Genomic DNA, 17,167 nt, shown 5'->3' on the forward strand with positions numbered 1-17,167 from the left:
GTCAGCCCTGCAGATCGTCGGCGATGCTGAGCAGGGTGTTGACCGCGGTCATCCGGGCCACCCGGGCCAACCCGCGCAGCTGCTCGGCGGCGTGATCGGCGCTCGACTGCGTCGCCGAGGTGAGTCCGAAGGTGGGCGCGCGTTCGGCGACCAGATCGACGATCGCCGCCACCTGGGTGGCCTGCGTCATCACCCGCACCACGCGGTCCTCCGACTGTGGGGGCAGCTCCACCCCGGCCCGCTGCGTGAGCGCCGCCAACCTCAACCGCAGATCAGTTCCGCTGTCGCGGCCCCCGACCTCGATCGAGCCCAGGCTCGCGAACAGGGTTGCGGCGTCCCGGATGCCTTCCCGCAGGCTGTATTCGGTGGCGGCGAGGCTGTCCACCACAATCGGCGGTACCGCACCGAGATCGTGCAGCGTCCAGACGATCGTGTCGAGCCCCGCAGGACGAGCCAACAGGCCGAAGGCGTTGTCGTCCAGTTCGTCTCGCGGCCAGATGACCATGATCTCGCCGGCGTCGAGAGCTTGGTCGAGAACAGGTGACGGCTTGATGCCGTAGGTGGCGCCGGGCGCGGGCAGCACGAGTCGGAGCCGATCTGAGGCCCGCAGCACGCCCAACAGCCCGCCCGCACCCGCCTGCGCTCCGCCCAACGAGAACGTCTCGGCGGCACGGTGATCGGCTGCGACCACCCGGTGGTGCAGTGCGGTATCCGACAGCGAGTCCAGCACGTCGTCGGGCGCACACGACCCCGAGCGCCATAACGCGCCCCAGGTGGACAGTGCCGTCAGTGCGCGTAGGCCGCTCGGTGACGGCTGCTGGGTGGTCTCGGACATCCCCGTCCACGATAGCCGCGGGGATCGATGCCGGACGGGTCGGCGTGGCGGGTCGCACCCGGAGTCGATCGTCTCTAGCGTCGGGACAGTGAGTGTGAGTCGAGGTGACGACCGATACGGGTCGGACGTACTGGCATCCCGAGCGCGCCGACGTGTCCCCGCGGCCGCGACGGTGCCGGCTGAGCGTGGGCTGGTGGTCGAAGACGCGGTCTCTGGGTTCTGTGGCGCAGTGGTCGGTTTCGAGCGGGGTTACGACGGTGAGCACGTCCGGCTCGAGGACCGTGCCGGACGGACGCGGATCTTCGCGATGCGTGAGGCCGCATTCCTGATCGATGGCGTACCGACCACCCTGACCCGTCCCACGGTGGTCTCCGCCCCGGCGCGACGGCTCACCGCGTCGGGGTCGGTGGCGGCGCCGGTGCGTCGTGCCCGTACCGCCCGGGCCAGTCGGATCTTTGTCGAGGGCGTGCACGATGCAGCTCTGGTGGAACGCATCTGGGGCGATGACCTGCGCGCCGAGGGCGTGGTGGTGTGCAGCCTGGACGGGCTGGACAACCTGGCCCAGGTCATGGCCGAGTTCGCCCCTGCCCCGCACCGCCGCGCGGGGATCCTGGTCGATCACCTGGTGGCCGATTCGAAGGAGAGTCGACTCACCGCCGGACTGGGTCCGCACGTGTTGGTGTGTGGTCACCCGTTCGTCGATGTCTGGGAAGCGGTCAAACCCGAGCGGGTGGGCATCACCGCGTGGCCCACGGTGCCGCGGTCGGAGGAATGGAAGGCCGGTGTGTGTCGACGGCTGGGTTGGGGCAGCCCGCAGGACGGGTGGCGCCACATCTACGGCCGGGTGAGCGATTTCCGTGATGTCCGAGTGGAATTGCTGCGCAGCGTCGAAGAGCTCATCGACTTCGTGACCTCAGTGGACACCGACTCCGGCAGGTGAGCCGCCATCGACACCAACCGCTGAGTAGACCCCGCGCGCCGCAACTGATGGTGTCAGGACGTCGACCTTGCCAGTCGGATGTCCGGCGCGCCCGGCATCTGGCACGATGAAGCCATGTCCGCGGCAGTGTGGTTGATCGTGGCGCTGATCCTGTTGGGGGCTGAGGCTCTCGGCGGTGAGTTGGTGCTGCTGATGCTGGCCGGGGGAGCGTTCGCGGCGGCCGCGACCGCGGCCGCCACCGACAGTCCGGTGCTCGTCGAAGGCATCGTCTTCGCCGTCGTCTCGGTGGTGCTCCTGATCACGGTGCGACCGGTCGCCCGCCGACAGCTGAGCAAGCGGCCCGCGTTGGCCACCAACGCGCAAGCCCTGCCGGGCAAGACTGCGACGGTGATCGAGCTCGTCAGCGGCCAGGGTGGGCAGGTGCGGCTCGCCGGTGAGGTGTGGTCGGCGCGGTCGTTGCACCCGGGCGACGAATTCGCACCTGGTCAGGACGTGCAGGTGATGGAAATCGACGGCGCCACGGCTGTGGTGTGGAGAAACTAGGAGTCATTGATGGGAATCGGGCTGATCTTCGCCGTGGTGCTCGCCCTTGTCGTGGTGGTGATCCTGCTCCGATCGGTAGCGCTGATCCCGCAGGCCGAGGCGGCCGTGATCGAACGATTGGGCCGTTTCACGCGGACCGTGTCTGGGCAACTCACCCTGCTCATCCCGTTCGTCGATCGCATCCGAGCGCGCGTGGACCTGCGCGAGCAGGTGGTGTCGTTTCCCCCGCAGCCGGTGATCACCGAGGACAATCTCACCCTCTCCATCGACACCGTTGTCTACTTCCAGGTGACTGTCCCGCAGGCAGCTGTCTACGAGATCAACGACTACATCGTCGGTGTGGAGCAGCTGGCCACCACCACCCTGCGCAATGTGGTGGGTGGGATGACGCTGGAGGAGACCCTCACCTCGCGTGACTCGATCAACGCGCAGCTGCGCGGTGTTCTCGACGAGGCAACCGGACGCTGGGGTCTGCGGGTCGCGCGGGTCGAGTTGAAGAGCATCATGCCGCCGCCGTCGATTCAGGAATCGATGGAGAAGCAGATGAAGGCCGACCGTGAGAAGCGCGCAATGATCCTCACCGCCGAAGGTCAGCGTGAGTCGTCGATCAAGACCGCCGAGGGCAACAAGCAGAGCCAGATCCTCGCCGCCGAAGGTGCCAAGCAAGCGGCCATCCTCGCTGCCGAGGCCGAACGGCAGTCACAGATCCTGCGTGCTCAAGGTGATCGGGCGTCGCAGTACCTCAAGGCTCAGGGTGAGGCGAAGTCGATCGAGCGAGTGTTCGCCGCCATCAAGGCAGCCAAGCCCACCCCCGAGCTGTTGGCCTACCAGTACCTGCAGAAGTTGCCGGAAATGGCTGCTGGTGAGGGCAACTCGGTGTGGGTGGTGCCGTCCGACTTCGGGTCGGCTCTACAGGGCTTTGCCAGGTCCTTCGCTCAGCAAGGCGATGACGGGGTATTCCGCTACCAACCGTCTGGCAACGACGATGCCGTCGCCATCGACGACTCCGACACCGAGGACTGGTTCGATCTGAAGTCCGATCCACACGTCGTCAAGGCCGCCGGCGACGCTGAGGCGGTGGCCCAGAGCCCGATCGACGGGGTGGTCGACCACGCCGACGGTCGAGTCGACCACGCCCCGGACCAGGACTCGCAGAACCAGCCCTGGCCGCCGCCTGCTCCCTAGGTCGATGTTGTCGCACGCCGGTGTTGTCGTGCGACGGTCTGCGCGCAGGTCGGTCTGATGTCAGGTCGTGGTCTGGGTCGCCGGTTGGTTGCCGGCAACATCGTCGCCGATGTCATCGGCGGTCGTCGTGCCGGCGGTGGGTTCGGTCACCGGCAGCCACGCGTCGAGGCCCATCCCGATGAGGCCCAGCGCGACACCGGCCGCTGAGATGATGAGGTTGACGGGGTGGGCGCCGCCGGAGAGCACGCTGCCGAGCAGGACCACCGACACTGTGCCCGGCAGGATGCCTACGAAGGTGGCACACACATAGGGCACCAGACGGATCGGCGAGAGCGCGGCCAGGTAGTTCAGGATCGAGAACGGGACCGGCGCGATCATTCGCAGTGAACCGACTGCCAGCCACCCGCGTCTGTCGAGGCGGCGTGCCACCGCTCGAGCGGCAGGATGAGTGATGCGGTCGGCTACGGCGTGTCCGCCGACCGCTCGGACGAGGACGAACGCCGCAACCGCCGCGGTCATCGTGGCGCCCACCGCGACCGCCAGGCCCAGGATCGGCCCGAACATCACCCCGGAGGCGAGGGTGAAGATCGTGCGTGGGATCGGGGTGATGCAGACCAGTGCGTGCACCACGACGAACACGAGCACGAACCACCCGCCCAACGACGCCGACCACGTACGGAACTGCTCGGTGTCAGGAAGTCCCACCACGGCGGCCACCACGGCGACGGCGGCGAACACGCCCATCATCGCCAGGACCCGCCACCACCGCCGCACCGCCTTGACCACGGTTTTCGACATTACCGAAGACTGGCCACCCGCCTCCCGACCGAGCGTTCACACGGGTGTGACGGGGGTCTCATTCCGAGGTGGGGTACAAGTCATGGATACAGATCGTGCCCACCGTGTCTTCGCAGGCACCGAAACGGTTCCAGCGGTGGCTACGATCACGAGCAATCGGTCACAGCGAATCGTCGCCGGGTCGATCCGAAGTGGTCTCGCCGACCGCGTCGGGTCGGTCGAGCAGCGACGACGATCGCATCGGATCGACGAGCGATGGGAGATCCACCGGTGGCGGACGAGTCGACCTTGGACAGCTCTGCGGCCCGACGGGCCTGGGAGTCGGCGGTGGCCGGGGTGTTGGAGAAGTCCCGTCGCGGGGCCGCCCTCCCCACCCCACCGTCGGCTGCGCTGACCACCACCACCTACGACGGCATCGACATCAAACCGCTCTACGACATCACCGACGAGCTCGGCGAACCGGCGTTGCCCGGGCGGTTCCCGTTCACCCGTGGTCGCGACGCGGCTCGTGACGTCAACCGTGGCTGGCATGTGACCGCCCACTTCGGCGGACGCGGCCAGTCCGCCACCGAGGTCAACGCCGACATCCTCGACTCTCTGGCCACCGGCGTCAGCGCCATCTGGCTGACCAGTCCCGCCGGCGACCTGCCCGCCGCGCTCGACGGGGTGTTGCTTGACCTGGCCCCGCTGACCCTTGACGTCGGGTCTGACACCGAGGTCGTCGCCGGAGCCCTGTTCGACCTGCTCGACGCCCGCCCCGAGGGCTCGGCACCTGCGGTGAGCGTCGCACTGGGAGCCGATCCGTTGACCGCGGCGTTTGCCGGACGCGCCGCGGTCTCCGTCGACGCCGCAATCGGCCTGGCCATCCGGGCCGCGGCTCGGACCGACACCGTGCGCGCCATCACCGTCGATGGACGAGTGTTCCACGATGCAGGTGCCACCGAGGCCCAACAGGTCGGTGCTGCGGTGGCCGCAGGCGTCGACTACGTACGGGCGATGATGGCCGCCGGTCTCGATCCTGCCGCTGCACTGGGCCAGATCGAGTTCCGGTTCGCCGCCACCGACGCGCAGTTCGAGACCATCGCCACCTTCCGCGCCGCCCGGCGGGTGTGGGCGCGGGTGGCCGAACTCTTCGGTGTCCCCGGGGCCGGTGACGCCCCGCAACACGCGGTCACCTCAGCGGCGATGATGACCCGTCGCGATCCGTGGGTGAACATGTTGCGCACCACCCTCGGCGCCTTCGGGGCGGGCGTCGGGGGAGCCGATCAGGTGACGGTGCTCCCGTTCGACGCGGCCCTGCCGACCGGGGCGATCACGGTGTCGCGCACGTTCGCCGACCGGATGGCCAAGAACACGCAGCTGTTGCTCATCGAGGAATCACACCTCGGGCGTGTGATCGATCCGGCCGCCGGGTCTTGGTACGTCGAGAAACTCACCAACGACCTCGCCGCCGCTGCGTGGACGTTCATGCAACAGGTGGAGCGAGCCGGCGGACATCGGGCCGCGCTCGCCGACGGCAGCCTCGCCGAGGCGATCGCCGCGACGCGCTCGGCTCGCGCCTCCGACATCGCCCACCGGCGCGTTCCGATCACCGGGGTGAGCGAGTTCCCCGACGTGTCCGAGGCGCCCCTGTCGCCCGCGGCCGACGACCCTGGGTTGTACCGCTACGCTGCGGCCTTCGAGGCCTTGCGCGACCGATCCGATACACACCTGCGCGCCACCGGCGCCCGCCCGGCGGCGTTGCTCGCGCCGCTGGGCAGCATCGCCGAGTACAACGCGCGAACCACCTTCACCGCGAACCTGCTGGCCGCAGGCGGGATCGTGGCGATCGACCCCGGACCGGCAGCGGGATCGTCTGCGGACCATTTGAATGCCGCTGCCCAGACTGCTGCCGCGTCGGTCGCGGTGATCTGTGGCACCGACAAGCGGTACGCAGACGAGCTCACCGAGGCAGTGGCCACACTGCGCGCCGCCGGAGTGACACGAGTCCTGGTCGCCGGGTCGGCGTCGGTGGCCGCCGAGCTCACCGAGGATCGCCGTCCCGACGGGTTCCTCAGCTCGGGGATTGACGCGGTGGCCGCTCTCACCGACATCCTGGACCTGCTCGCACCTCCAAGCGCCCAATCGCCGGCCACCACCCCGAGTACCGGGTCCACCGCACAGGGAGCATGACCATGACCGATCCCGTCGTCCCCGGCGGCCTTGCCGACGTACCACTGGTCGCATCCGATCAACCCTCGTCTCCGGCGACTGCCGCCGAGCGGGCCGATGTCGATGCGGTGATCGCCGAGGCCGCTGCAGCCAACGGCTACACCACCGAGCAGGTCACCTGGGCCACTCCCGAAGGCATAGACGTGCCATCGGTGTTCGCGGCCACCGATCGCGACAGTGCCGTGGCACAGGGTCATCCCGTCGACAGCTATCCCGGCAGTGCTCCGTTTCTGCGTGGGCCGTACCCCACGATGTATGTCAACCAGCCGTGGACCATCCGCCAGTACGCCGGCTTCTCCACCGCCGCCGACTCCAACGCCTTCTATCGCCGCAACCTCGCGGCCGGTCAGAAGGGGCTGTCGGTGGCCTTCGACCTGGCCACCCACCGCGGCTACGACTCCGATCACCCTCGCGTCCAGGGTGACGTGGGGATGGCCGGGGTGGCGATCGACTCGATCCTCGACATGCGGCAGCTGTTCGACGGCATCGACCTGGGTTCGGTGTCGGTGTCGATGACCATGAACGGTGCGGTGTTGCCGATCCTGGCGCTGTACGTGGTGGCCGCCGAGGAGCAGGGTGTGGGTCCCGAGCAGCTCGCCGGGACTATTCAGAACGACATCCTCAAAGAGTTCATGGTGCGCAACACCTACATCTATCCGCCTGAGCCGTCGATGCGCATCATCTCCGACATCTTCGAGTACACCTCGACCGCGATGCCGAAGTTCAACTCCATCTCGATCTCCGGCTATCACATCCAAGAAGCAGGTGCCACAGCCGATCTCGAGTTGGCCTACACGCTGGCCGACGGTGTCGAGTACATCCGCGCCGGGATCGCCGCGGGTCTCGACATCGACACCTTCGCCCCGCGGTTGTCCTTCTTCTGGGGCATCGGGATGAACTTCTTCATGGAGGTCGCCAAACTTCGTGCGGCCCGGCTGATCTGGAGTGAGCTGGTCGCTCAGTTCGACCCGAAGAGCCCGAAATCTCGTTCCCTGCGCACACATTCGCAGACTTCGGGATGGTCGCTGACCGCGCAGGATCCGTTCAACAACGTCGCCCGAACCTGTGTGGAGGCGATGGCCGCCACCCAGGGTCACACGCAGTCGCTGCACACCAACGCCCTCGACGAGGCGTTGGCGCTGCCGACCGACTTCTCCGCACGCATCGCCCGCAACACCCAGCTGTTGCTGCAGCAGGAGTCTGGGACCACTCGCCCCATCGACCCCTGGGGCGGTTCGTACTACGTCGAATGGCTCACCCACCAGTTGGCCACCCGGGCGCGGGCGCACATCGCCGAGGTCGAGGAGGCGGGCGGCATGGCCGCCGCCATCAGCGAGGGCATTCCCAAGCTGCGCATCGAGGAAGCCGCCGCGCGCACCCAGGCGCGTATCGACTCCGGTCGCCAGCCTGTGATCGGAGTCAACAAGTACCAGGTGGAGTCCGACCAGGAGGTCGAGGTCCTCAAGGTCGAGAACAGCAAGGTGCGCGGCGATCAGTTGGACAAGTTGGCTCGCCTGCGCGCCGACCGGGACGACTCGGCGGTGCGCGAAGCGTTGGGACAGTTGACCCGCGCCGCCGGGTCAGACGACGGCGGGATGGAGAACAACCTGCTGGCCCTGGCCATCGAGGCCGCGCGGCGCCAGGCGACCGTCGGGGAGATATCCGAGGCGCTGGAACTGGTCTACGGACGCCACCAGGCCGAGATCAAGACCATCAGCGGGGTGTATCGACATGAGGCGGGGCAGGTGAGCAACATCGACTCCGCCACCGCCTTGGTCGCCGAGTTCGCCGAGGCCGAGGGGCGTCGACCGCGAGTGCTCATCGCAAAGATGGGACAGGACGGTCACGACCGAGGGCAGAAGGTGATCGCCACGGCGTTCGCCGACCTCGGCTTCGACGTCGATGTGGGCCCGCTGTTCCAGACCCCGGAGGAGGTGGCTCGCCAGGCCGCCGACAACGATGTGCACGTAGTGGGGGTCAGCTCATTGGCGGCCGGTCACCTCACACTGGTGCCTGCGTTGCGCGACGCCCTGGCCGCGGTAGGTCGCTCGGACATCATGATCGTCGTCGGTGGGGTCATCCCTCCCGGTGACTTCGACGAGCTGTACGCCGCCGGGGCCACCGCGATCTTCCCGCCCGGCACCGTCATCGCCGACAGTGCCGTGGAGTTGATCACCAAGCTGGCCGCCGATCTGGGCCACGAGCTGACCGCGGCCACCGGCTGAGCCGGTCGCGACCACATGCCTCGACCCCCGCTCGATCCTGCCGCCCTGGCCGATGCGGTCCGCGCCGATGATCGTCCGCAGCTGGCCCGGGCCATCACACTGATCGAGTCGACCCGCGCCGACCACCGCGCCTCGGCTCAGGAGCTGCTGTTGGCGGTGACACCGGACTCCGGCGGTGCCTACCGCGTGGGCATCACCGGCGTACCCGGCGTGGGCAAGTCGACGACCATCGAGGCGTTGGGCATGTACCTCATCGAGCAGGGCCACAAGGTGGCCGTCCTGGCCGTCGACCCGTCGTCCACCCGCACGGGCGGGTCCATACTGGGTGACAAGACGCGGATGGGTCGACTCTCGGTGCACCCCAACGCCTACATCCGGCCCTCGCCGACCTCGGGGACGCTGGGTGGGGTGGCTCGCGCAACCCGAGAGACCATCGTGCTGATGGAGGCCGCCGGGTTCGACGTGGTGCTCGTGGAGACTGTCGGGGTGGGGCAGTCGGAGGTCACGGTGGCCAACATGGTCGACAGTTTCTGCTTCCTGACCCTGGCCCGCACCGGGGATTCGTTGCAGGGCATCAAGAAGGGTGTCCTCGAGCTGGCCGACATCGTGGTGGTCAACAAGGCCGACGGCAAACATGAGCGGGAGGCACGGTCAGCGGCGCGCGAGCTGTCCGGGGCCATCCACCTGCTCTACCCCCACGACGCCATCTGGACGCCGCCGGTGCTGACGATGAGCGCGCTGGAGAACACCGGTGTCGAGGAGTTCTGGCAGACCGTGCTCCGCCACAAACAGGTTCTCGCCGAGGCCGGCCAGTTCACCGAACGCCGCAGCCGCCAGCAGGTCGACTGGATGTGGACGATGGTGGCCGAGGCGTTGCGTCAGCGTCTGGACACCCACCCGCAGGTACGAGCGGCGCGATCCGATCTCGAGACGCGGGTGCGCACAGGAGAATTGACCCCCGCGCTGGGGGCCGCGGCGGTGCTCGACATCTTCGATCGCGACTGAGTGGTGTCGATGCCGATGTCATCGACATTACGTCGGCGAGCACCCGCTCACGGCGGCTTATTCTCACGGTAACCACCCCGAAATCTGATCCCGGTCAACTGGACGCACGCCGGATCACCGGCCGTCCCGTCGAACTCAGGGATCACCGGAATGACGATTCTCGCCGCCGCGTCTGCGAACTTCACCCGCGACCTCGACCAGAACTACGCGCTGATCGAGTCGCTGGTCGCCCAAGCCCGCTCGGCCGGGGTCGACTTCCTCGCCCTACCCGAAGCCGCGATCGGCGGATACCTGTCGTCGCTGGGCAACCATGGCGACACCGTCAAAACGACCAGCAGGTCGCTGCCGCCGGCCATCACGGTGGACGGTCCCGAGCTGGCGCGGGTGCGCGGCATCGCCCGAGACATGGTCGTGGCCATCGGTTTCTGCGAGCTGGCCGAGGACGGGGTGACCCGGTACAACTCCGCCGCCCTACTCGACGGCGACCAGATCTATGGCAGCTACCGCAAGGTGCACCAACCGCTGGGGGAGGGGATGTCGTATTCGGCGGGCGAGTCCTACAGTGCCTTCGACACGCCGGCGGGGCGCATCGGTCTTCAGATCTGTTACGACAAGGCCTTTCCCGAGGCCGCCCGGGCGATGGCGCTCGACGGTGCCGAGATCATCGCCAGCCTCTCGGCGTGGCCGGCCGCGCGAACGGCCACCGCAGCCGATCTGCAGCAGGACCGCTGGACCTACCGGTTCAATCTCTTCGACATGGCCCGCGCCCTGGACAACCAGGTCTTCTGGGTGGCTTCCAACCAGTCGGGGACCTTCGGCTCCCTGAACTACGTCGGCAACGCCAAGGTCGTCGATCCGGGCGGAAACGTCCTGGCGACAACACTGTTGGGTTCAGGTATGGCGATCGCCGAGGTGGACGTCGCGGGCACCTTCGAGGCGATGCGCGGCGGGATGTTCCACCTGCGGGACCGGCGCCCCGACGTCTACGGCGCACTGATGGCCGACGGGGCTGCGATTGGCGGAGGCCTCACCCATGCCTGAGATGACCTTTGAGGTGCGATGGCCCGACGGACGGGTCGACCGCTGCTACTCTCCGAGCCTGGTGATGCACGATCACCTGGCCGCTCACACCGTCTACTCCATCTCAGATTTCGTGAGTCGGGCCGCCACCGCCCTGGACATCGCCAGCGAGCGGGTACGGGCCAAGTACGGGTTCGGCTGCACCTCGGCGATGGCCACTCTGGAGTTGATCCGTTCGCGGGCAGCACGATTCGGTTCCGATGAGGTCGTCGTCGTCGGTGTGCTGGACCCGACGGTCGACGCGCCCGCACACATCGTTCCCGCCACCCCGCCGGCCGCGACCACCGGCGGCAGGGCCGCGGCAACCGAAGTCGACGACAAGGCGGGGTTCTGATGAGCCTGTCCGTAACCGATCCTGCTGGTGCCGAACATGTCTCGGTGATCATCGTCGGCGCCGGGCAAGCTGGATTGTCGGTGAGCTGGTATCTCGATCGGGCCGACGTCGATCACCTGGTGGTCGAATCCGACACGCCGCTGCACGAGTGGTCGGACACCCGGTGGGACAACTTCACCCTCGTCACCCCCAACTGGCATTGCCGACTGCCCGGATATCCCTACGACGGACCTGATCCCGACGGCTTCATGACCCGTGACGAGGTGGTGGCCTGGTTGAACACCTGGGTGCAGTCGTTCGAGCCGCCGGTTCGGACCCACACGCGGGTGACCCGAGTGGCGCAGTCGGCCTCCGGAGGGTTTGAGGTGACATTGTGCCCCAACGAATCTGGCACCCGAAGCGCCGAGGCGACCGAGACGCTCACATGCGACGAGGTGGTGATCGCCACCGGCGGTTACCCGCTGCCGATCACCCCTGACTGGGCCGATCGGGTGGATCCCGCTGTGCACCAAATACATTCCGAGCAGTACCGCAACGCTGAGCAGTTGCCCGACGGCGCGGTGCTGGTGGTCGGCTCGGGGCAGTCCGGCGCCCAGATCGCCGAGGACCTGCACCTGGCCGGACGTCAGGTGCACCTCGCCGTCGGCAACGCACCCCGGGTGGCTCGCACCTACCGGGGTCGCGACTGCATGACCTGGCTGGCCGACATGGGGCTCTACGACATCCCGGTCCGCCAATATCCCGGTGGTGCCGCCGCCCGGGAGAAGACGAACCACTACGTGACCGGACGCGACGGTGGGCGCGACATAGACCTGCGAGCGTTCGCCCTGGAAGGGATGCGGCTCTACGGGACCCTCGTCGACGGGGCAGGCCGCACACTGCATTTCGCTCCGACACTGAGTGCGGCCCTCGACTCCGCCGACGCCGTGTACAACTCGATATGTCGCGACATCGACGCGCACATCGCGCGTAACCGTCTCGACGCACCACCGCCCACCCGCTATCAACCCGTGTGGGTGCCGTCGGAGGATCCGACCGAGCTCGACCTCGCCGACGCCGGTGTCACCTCGATCATCTGGGCCATCGGATACCGACCGGACTACCGGTGGATCGAGGCCAGCGCCTTCGACGGATCTGGGCGTCCGATGCAGACGCGGGGGCGCACGCTGGTGCCCGGGCTGAGCTTCATCGGTCTGCCCTGGATGCACACCTGGGGATCGGGGCGGTTCCTGGGCATCGATGCTGATTCTCGCCATGTCGCCGAGTCGATCATCGATCGCCACCACGGTTCTGGTGCGCTGCGGCTGGCCACCGGCGGCTGAGCGCACGCGTGGAACAGTCGATCTCCCGCCTGATCAGTCGGCGGGCGCTCACCGATCCCGACGCGGTGATGGTGGCCTGCCTGGGGCCCGCAGGGGAGTCGACGGCGACGATGACCGCTGCGCAGCTCGACCGACACAGCAACCGGCTGACGCGGGTCCTGATCGAGCGTGGGGTGCGGCCCGATGATCTGGTGACGTTGGCCGCCGACACCACGATCGAGTTCGTGTCGTGGTGCGTCGCGATCTGGAAGGCCGGGGCCACCCCACAACCCATCGCGCCCGATCTCGACCCCGCCCAGCGGGGAGCGCTCGAAGCTGTAGTCCGGCCGGCGCTGGCGATCGGTAGTCCACCGGTGGACCCAGAGGTGCCCTGGATTGCGCTGGATCACCCCGCGCACGGCTTCTCCGACGACGAGTTGCCCGATCTGGCCTCGAGGTCGTGGAAGGCCCCGACGTCGTCGGGGAGTACCGGCACGCCGAAGGTCGTCGTGGCCACGGCTGCGGCCCGATTCGACCCCGATCGGGCGATCGCACCGTTCATCCCGCGGGCGGTGACACAGCTGGTGTGTGGGCCGCTGTGGCACTCGGCGACGTTCACCTACGCCATGCGCGGGCTGATGACCGATCACCACCTGGTGTTGCTGCCCCGACCTGATCCCCATGCGGTGCTCACCGCGCTGCGGTCATGGCGTATCGGGTGGACGGTGTGGTCGCCCACCTTGATCCATGAGATCGTCGGGCTCGGTTGCGAACTCGACCGATTCGACTGCCCGGCATTGCATTCGGTGCTCCACATCGGCGCTCCCTGTCCCGCGCAGGACAAGCGCGCCTTGATCGCATGGCTGGGACCGCACCGCGTCGTCGAGGTGTATGCGGGCAGTGAATCCAATGGACGCACGATGATCGACGGCCGAGACTGGCTGGCCCACCCCGGGAGCGTCGGCCGAGGACTGGACGACACCGAGATCGAGATCCGCGGCGTCCACGGCACCCCGCTCGCCCCGGGACACCACGGGACCATCTGGATGCGGAGGCGCGGACCGACTCGCTACCACTACCTTGGCGGCCGGTCACAGCGCACCGTCGACGGCTGGGACACGTTGGGTGACATAGGGTTCTGCGATAAGGATGGATGGCTCACCGTCATCGATCGGGCCGCCGATCGCATCTCGTGTGCCGGCGCCGTCGTCTATCCGGCGGTGATCGAACACCAGATCCTCGAGCATCCCGCAGTGCGCGATGCGGTGGTCTACGCCGTGCCCGACCGCCACGGCACCACCCGGATGTGCGCGGTAATCGACATCGGTGACCACGACGTCGATCTCGCGCAGGTGCGCGCACACGCCCGATCCCGATTGGGCGATGGCTGCAGCCCCGGCTCTGTCACCGTGCAACGGAGTCGAATACGCAACGCCGCGGGCAAGGTCCGCCGCGCCGCGATGGCTCGTGCCGAACCCCGAGACGAGGGGCGGTCTGCCTGATCACGTAACAGATCGTTATTCCGTCAATAACCACAACGCAATTGGGTGCCGATGTACTCAGCGCACACACTGCCGCTCGACAACACCCGCCCGACCACTTCCGCCCGATGATTCACCGACGCACCAGCGAAAGGCACGACATGTCTGAGATCGACGACGCCATCAAGGCCAACATCGAGAAGTCCCTGGCCGAGATCCCACATCCGTCTCTGCCCAAGGGTTCCAACATCTACGGCTCCACCAAGCTGTTCCCCGACTTCAAGGCCGAGGCCGGCGAGACCTACTTCACCCTTGTCCACGGTATCGCCCACGAGTCGTCGGTGAGCTTCGTCGCCGTGCTGCAGGCCACGCGCGCGCTGCGCAAGGGATTCGAGTCGGCCATCTATTTCTACGGCCCGGGCGCGATCAACTGTCTTGCCACCCGCGGCTTTCCGACCACCGGCGACTCGGGCTTCCCGGGCGAGCAGAACATCAACGACTCCCTGGAGACGTTCATCGGCGAGGGCGGCACCGTCTACTGCTGTCGTTTCGGGCTGGCGCTGCACGGGGGCCGCGAGGAGGATCTGATCGGCGGCGTCATCCCGGCACACCCCCTCGACGTCCAGGACGCCCTCATCTACTACGCACGCAAGGGCGCGATCATCAACTCCACATACATGGTCTAGGGGGCGGCGATGTCGGTATCCACGCGGGTCGACCTGGCCCTGCTCGGCATCCGCGGCCAACCACCGGTGTCGCGGTCGGCCGGAGCCGGTCCCAGCGACGACGGTCATCTCGTGATCGACGGGATGAACGCCGCGCTGCCCCGAAACCCGCAGAGCCCGTATGAGTTCGACGGGCAACGGTTGCTCTACGACGGTGTGGACACCGGCCTCGACGTAGCCGTGATCAACCGGCCTCGCTTCTACGATCTGCACACTGCCGACGGCGTCGCCTACGAGCAGATCGCGCGCCTGCACGGGCGAGATGTATTGGCCACCACAGTGGTTCAGACCTGCATCCGCTACGCCGAGGATCAGCGATGCCGATTCTGTTCGATCGAGGAGTCATTGCGGACGGGGTCGACGGTGGCGGTCAAACGCCCCGCCGACCTCGCCGAGGTGGCAGCCGCGGCAGTGCGACTCGACGGGGTGCGTCAGATGGTGATGACCACCGGAACCTCGGCTGGGCGTGATCGCGGGGCTCGACATCTCGCGCGGTGCACGGCCGCGGTCCGTGCGGCGGTGCCGGATCTACCGATCCAGGTCCAGTGCGAGCCGCCCGACGATCTGGCCACCATCACCGAACTGCGTTCGGCCGGGGCCGATTCCATCGGCATCCACGTGGAGTCGATGGACGACACCGTGCGCCGGCGCTGGATGCCGGGCAAGTCGACGGTGCCGCTGGTCGACTACTGGGCCGCCTGGACCGAGGCAGTTCGGGTGTTCGGTCGCAACCAGGTGTCGACGTACCTGATCGTCGGGCTGGGCGAGGACCCCGATGAACTCGTCACCAGCGCCCGTCAGCTCATCGACGCGGGCGTGTACCCGTTCGTCGTCCCCTTCCGCCCACATCCGGGGACCCTCGCCGTCGACGCGGACCGGGTGGGTGCACCCGATCCCGCGCTGGTGGAAAAGGTGTCGCGACAGGTGGCCGAACACCTCACGTTCACCGGGATGCTCGGGGCCGACCAGCGGGCCGGGTGTGCGGCCTGCGGTGCTTGCAGTGTCCTGCAGAACGTAGGCGGCTGAACCGATGCTGTCCGACACGGTTTCGACGCCGTTCGCAGCCGGTCAGATCTCCATCCTGGCCGGGTCACCACCGAGGCTGGGCGGCACCCCTGCCCCTGGCACGGACGGCACTCGGGTCGACTACCTGATCCAGCGAGCCGAATCTGATTCGGTTGTCGCCGAGTATCGGCGCCTGCGACGCGAGGCGTTCGTGGTCGAACAACACCTGTTCACCCGCGATGATCACGACGACATCGACGATGATCCGCGCACCGTCGTTCTGGTGGCGCTCGACCCGGACGGCACGGTGTTGGGCGGGGTCCGTCTGGCACCCTGCACGCCCACCGACATCGGATGGTGGGCAGGCAGTCGCCTGGTGGTCCGACCCGGCGGTCGCCACCTCGGGGCCGGTCCAGCTCTGATCCGCGCCGCCTGCGCGCACGCGCAGGCCCACGGGGTGTTGCGGTTCGACGCTCTGGTCCAGGCCCGCCACCTGTCGATCTTTCGGCGGCTCGGCTGGGTGGCCGCGACCGGCGTCGACCATGCCGACTCATCGGTGGGCGGGGTCGAACACATCGCGATGCGCTGGCCCATCGGCGCGATCCAGGCCACCGCCGACGCGACCAAATCGTTCCTCGGTGCCGCGCTCGCGCCGCTGCGGGCACAGCCCGGCGGTCTCGGACCGGCCGGCTTCACCGGCGACGACGGCGTCCCGGTGCCACGATCGGATGTGATCGCCGCCTGCGACGCGATCATCCCGTCGATGGTCGAACGTGATCCTGAGTGGGCAGGCTGGTGTTCGGTACTGGTCAACCTCAACGACCTGTCGGCCATGGGTGCCGATCCCACGGGTCTGCTCGACGCCGTCGGTGCGCCCAGCCGCTCGCACCTCACCCGCATCATCCGAGGGCTCGCTGCGGCCGCCGCCGCATGGGGGGTACCGGTGCTCGGCGGTCACACCCAACTCGGCGTCCCGTGCGCACTGTCGGTCACCGCGCTGGGCCACGCCGCCGACCCGATTCGCGCCGGAGGCGGTCGCTGCGGCGACGAGATCCGACTGACCGCCGACCTCACCGGTACCTGGCGGCGCGGATATCAGGGCCGTCAATGGGACTCGACAAGTGGACGCGGCGGAACCGACCTGCGAGCGATGGGCGCACTGATGGGGGCCATGCGTCCGGCCGCCGCGAAGGACGTCAGCATGGCCGGCACCGTGGGCACCCTCGGGATGCTGGCCGAGGCGTCGGGAACCGGGGCTGAACTCGACATGGCGTCGGTGCCCCGGCCCGAGGGCACCGACATGGGGGCCTGGCTGTCGTGTTTCCCGGGTTTCGCGATGATCAGCGCAGGCGCGGTGTCCCCGACACCACTGCCTGCGGGTGTGGTCAGCACAGCGTGCGGTCGACTCACCTCGGCGCCAGGGGTTCGACTGCGCTGGCCTGACGGCGAACTGAGCACCGCGATCGGAGCCGGGGTGACCGGCCTGGGTGACGCGTGAG

15 protein-coding genes are annotated in these 17,167 nt (G+C 68.0%); 13 read left to right on the forward strand and 2 right to left on the reverse strand.

The features are described from left to right. Position 1: 1 nt before the first annotated feature. Complete coding sequence (locus tag KIK15_RS14975; protein WP_214245498.1) at positions 2 to 835, reverse strand: hypothetical protein; 834 nt, start codon at positions 833 to 835, stop codon at positions 2 to 4. A gap of 88 nt (positions 836 to 923) precedes the next feature. Here KIK15_RS14975 and KIK15_RS14980 point away from each other — a divergent pair, with 88 nt between their 5' ends. The 3 genes from KIK15_RS14980 (at position 924) to KIK15_RS14990 (ending at position 3,503) form a co-directional block, all read left to right on the forward strand. Beyond that, the gene (locus tag KIK15_RS14980; protein ID WP_214245499.1) at positions 924 to 1,775 is read left to right on the forward strand and encodes a DUF3097 family protein; all 852 of its coding nucleotides are present in this window, start codon (positions 924 to 926) and stop codon (positions 1,773 to 1,775) included. A gap of 114 nt (positions 1,776 to 1,889) precedes the next feature. Further along, a complete protein-coding gene (locus tag KIK15_RS14985; RefSeq protein ID WP_214245500.1) occupies positions 1,890 to 2,318 on the forward strand; it encodes an NfeD family protein in 429 nt (142 codons plus the stop codon). Between the two features lie 9 nt (positions 2,319 to 2,327). Further along, a complete protein-coding gene (locus KIK15_RS14990; RefSeq protein ID WP_214245501.1) occupies positions 2,328 to 3,503 on the forward strand; it encodes an SPFH domain-containing protein in 1,176 nt (391 codons plus the stop codon). A gap of 60 nt (positions 3,504 to 3,563) precedes the next feature. Here the strand turns inward: KIK15_RS14990 and KIK15_RS14995 are convergent, their stop codons facing one another. Then, positions 3,564 to 4,301, reverse strand: a complete 738-nt coding sequence (locus KIK15_RS14995; RefSeq protein ID WP_250324689.1) for a TVP38/TMEM64 family protein — start codon at positions 4,299 to 4,301, stop codon at positions 3,564 to 3,566. A gap of 255 nt (positions 4,302 to 4,556) precedes the next feature. Between KIK15_RS14995 and KIK15_RS15000 the strand changes: the two genes are divergently transcribed. The 10 genes from KIK15_RS15000 to KIK15_RS15045 all read left to right on the forward strand — a co-directional run bounded on the left by KIK15_RS15000 (position 4,557) and on the right by KIK15_RS15045 (position 17,166). Beyond that, positions 4,557 to 6,473 (forward strand): methylmalonyl-CoA mutase family protein, encoded by a 1,917-nt coding sequence (locus KIK15_RS15000; protein WP_214245502.1) that lies wholly within the window; start codon positions 4,557 to 4,559, stop codon positions 6,471 to 6,473. Between the two features lie 2 nt (positions 6,474 to 6,475). Further along, positions 6,476 to 8,737: a methylmalonyl-CoA mutase gene (gene scpA / locus KIK15_RS15005; RefSeq protein WP_374222861.1), complete on the forward strand. Its 2,262-nt coding sequence runs from the start codon at positions 6,476 to 6,478 to the stop codon at positions 8,735 to 8,737. A gap of 15 nt (positions 8,738 to 8,752) precedes the next feature. Then, the gene (gene meaB, locus KIK15_RS15010) at positions 8,753 to 9,742 is read left to right on the forward strand and encodes a methylmalonyl Co-A mutase-associated GTPase MeaB (protein ID WP_214245504.1); all 990 of its coding nucleotides are present in this window, start codon (positions 8,753 to 8,755) and stop codon (positions 9,740 to 9,742) included. Positions 9,743 to 9,892: 150 nt separating this feature from the next. Then, the gene (locus KIK15_RS15015) at positions 9,893 to 10,783 is read left to right on the forward strand and encodes a carbon-nitrogen hydrolase family protein (RefSeq protein WP_214245505.1); all 891 of its coding nucleotides are present in this window, start codon (positions 9,893 to 9,895) and stop codon (positions 10,781 to 10,783) included. Further along, on the forward strand, positions 10,776 to 11,156 hold the full coding sequence (locus tag KIK15_RS18790; RefSeq protein WP_214245506.1) for an MSMEG_0570 family nitrogen starvation response protein: 381 nt from the start codon (positions 10,776 to 10,778) through the stop codon (positions 11,154 to 11,156). The genes KIK15_RS15015 and KIK15_RS18790 overlap by 8 nt, the downstream gene beginning before the upstream one ends. Then, positions 11,156 to 12,478 (forward strand): MSMEG_0569 family flavin-dependent oxidoreductase, encoded by a 1,323-nt coding sequence (locus tag KIK15_RS15025; protein ID WP_214245507.1) that lies wholly within the window; start codon positions 11,156 to 11,158, stop codon positions 12,476 to 12,478. Before KIK15_RS18790 ends, KIK15_RS15025 begins: the two co-directional genes overlap by 1 nt. 8 nt (positions 12,479 to 12,486) lie before the next feature. Next, positions 12,487 to 13,959, forward strand: a complete 1,473-nt coding sequence (locus tag KIK15_RS15030) for an AMP-binding protein (protein ID WP_214245508.1) — start codon at positions 12,487 to 12,489, stop codon at positions 13,957 to 13,959. A 140-nt stretch (positions 13,960 to 14,099) separates the two neighbouring features. After that, positions 14,100 to 14,624 carry an MSMEG_0572/Sll0783 family nitrogen starvation response protein gene (locus tag KIK15_RS15035; protein WP_214245509.1) on the forward strand — a complete coding sequence of 175 codons (525 nt, stop codon included), beginning with the start codon at positions 14,100 to 14,102 and terminating at the stop codon, positions 14,622 to 14,624. A 9-nt stretch (positions 14,625 to 14,633) separates the two neighbouring features. Then, a complete protein-coding gene (locus KIK15_RS15040) occupies positions 14,634 to 15,689 on the forward strand; it encodes an MSMEG_0568 family radical SAM protein (RefSeq protein ID WP_214245510.1) in 1,056 nt (351 codons plus the stop codon). Positions 15,690 to 15,693: 4 nt separating this feature from the next. Continuing rightward, a complete protein-coding gene (locus KIK15_RS15045) occupies positions 15,694 to 17,166 on the forward strand; it encodes an MSMEG_0567/sll0787 family protein (RefSeq protein WP_214245511.1) in 1,473 nt (490 codons plus the stop codon). Position 17,167 lies beyond the last annotated feature (1 nt).

The sequence above is a fragment of the Williamsia sp. CHRR-6 genome, assembly GCF_018474015.1.
Classification (GTDB): domain Bacteria; phylum Actinomycetota; class Actinomycetes; order Mycobacteriales; family Mycobacteriaceae; genus Williamsia_A.